Source organism: Streptomyces sp. WAC05292 (assembly GCF_003949955.1).
In the GTDB taxonomy this organism is placed as follows: Bacteria; Actinomycetota; Actinomycetes; order Streptomycetales; family Streptomycetaceae; genus Streptomyces; species Streptomyces globosus.
In genome coordinates this window covers 1-1,769 of sequence record NZ_RPSE01000680.1, presented here as the reverse complement: position 1 = coordinate 1,769, position 1,769 = coordinate 1, and the positions used below count along the sequence as shown (strand labels likewise).

General features: G+C 79.9%; 1 protein-coding gene. It reads left to right on the top strand.

Annotation, left to right across the window (positions count from 1 at the left end; genetic code table 11):
• Positions 1-1,729: ACP S-malonyltransferase (locus EF903_RS32325; protein WP_148142648.1), on the top strand; the 1,729-nt coding region annotated here is incomplete at its 5' end.
• Positions 1,730-1,769: the final 40 nt, after the last annotated feature.

Genomic DNA, 1,769 nt, shown 5'->3' with positions numbered 1-1,769 from the left:
TCCGGCCGGGGCGCGTACCGGGGCGGCGAACGCAGCCGGAGCGGCGCCGCGTACCGGGGCGGCCCCCCGGGCCGGAGGCGGATCGACCGACACGGACCGGGCCGCGGCGGATGCCGGGAGCGTGGCCGCGGCCGGAGCCGCGGACGCGGCAGCCGCGCCGAGTGCCTCCGCAGACACCGCGGCCGGAACCCCCGCGAGGACCGCGGCGGGTGCCGAGACCGCCACCGCGGCCGGGACCGCGCCGCGTACGCGGGCGGGCTCCCCGGCGGGAGCCGACGCCGCCCCCCGGTCCGGATCCGGCGCCGGGGCGATGGCCGGCGCCGGGGCGGTGGCAGGCGCCGGGGCGATGGCGGGCGCCGGGGCGATGGCGGGCGCCGGGGTGTACTGGGCTGAGGCGGACGGGCCCGGCGGCGCAGGGGTCGGCCGTACGGCCTTCCTCTTCCCCGGGCAGGGCAGCCAGCGGCCCGGTATGTCCGCGCACCTGTTCACCGCCTTTCCCGGCCTCGGCCGGCTGCTCGGCGCGGACGCCGACGGCCGGGCCGTGGCGGCGCTGTACCCCCCGGCCGCGTTCGACGACGCCGCGCGCGAGGAGACGCGACGCGCCCTCACCGACACGAGGGCCGCGCAGCCGGCCCTCGGCATGGTGGAGCTCGCCGCGTACGAGCTCCTCGCGCGCTGCGGGATCCGCCCCGACCTGGCGGCCGGCCACAGCTACGGCGAGCTGGTCGCCCTCTGCGCCGCCGGCGTCGTCGACGCGGAGGCGCTGCCGCGGCTGAGTTCCGCGCGCGCGGCGGCGATCCTCGGCGCGGCCGGCGCCGATCCCGGGGCGATGGCGGCGGTGTCGGCCGCGCCGGAGGACATCGGGCGGGTGCTGGGCGGCCCGCCGCTGCCCGGCGGGCTGGTCGTCGCCAACCACAACGCGCCTCGGCAGGCCGTCCTCTCGGGGCCGACGCGGGCGGTCGAGGCGGCCGTACGGCGGCTGCGGGAGGCCGGGCACGGCGTGAAGCGGCTTCCGGTGGCATGCGCCTTCCACAGTCCGCTCGTCGCCGCGGCCGGGCCGTCCTTCGGCCGCGTCCTCGCGGAAGAGCCGCTGCACGAGGCGGAGTTCGAGGTGTGGGCGAACCGGACGGCCCGCCCCTACCCCGTCGGCCCGGACGCGGTGCGCCGGGAGCTCGCCGCGCAGATCGGGGCGCCGGTGCGGTTCGCGGACCAGATCGAGGCGATGTACGCGGCCGGGGCCAGGACCTTCGTCGAGGTCGGGCCGGGGTGCGTGCTGACCCGGCTCGTCTCGGACGTCCTGGGCGGCCGGCCGCACCGGGCCGTCGCCTGCGAGCCGCGGCCCGACAGCGGGCTGGCCGGCTTCCTCGACGCGGTCGCCCGCCTTGCGGCCGCCGGGCTGCCGGTGGCCGCCGACTGGATGTTCCGCGGGCGGGACGCCGTCGACATCGACCGGGCCCCCGCCCCGCGCACCCCCGGCTGGACCGTGGACGGGCACCTCGTCCGCACCGCGTCCGGCGACCCGCTCCCCGGCGCCCTCGCGCCGGCCCGACCCGTTGTGGAGGCACCTGTGGCGACGAACCCCGGAGAGGCGGCGCCGGGAGCACCGGACGCGCTGGTCGCGGAGTTCCTGCGCAGCAGCCGGGAGATGATCGCCGCGCAGCGGGACGTGCTGCTGGCCTACTTCGGCGGAACGGTGGAGGCTGCGGCCTCCACCGTTCCGCCGAAGTAGGCCAGCAGCACGTCCCGCTGCGCGGCGATCATCTCCCGGC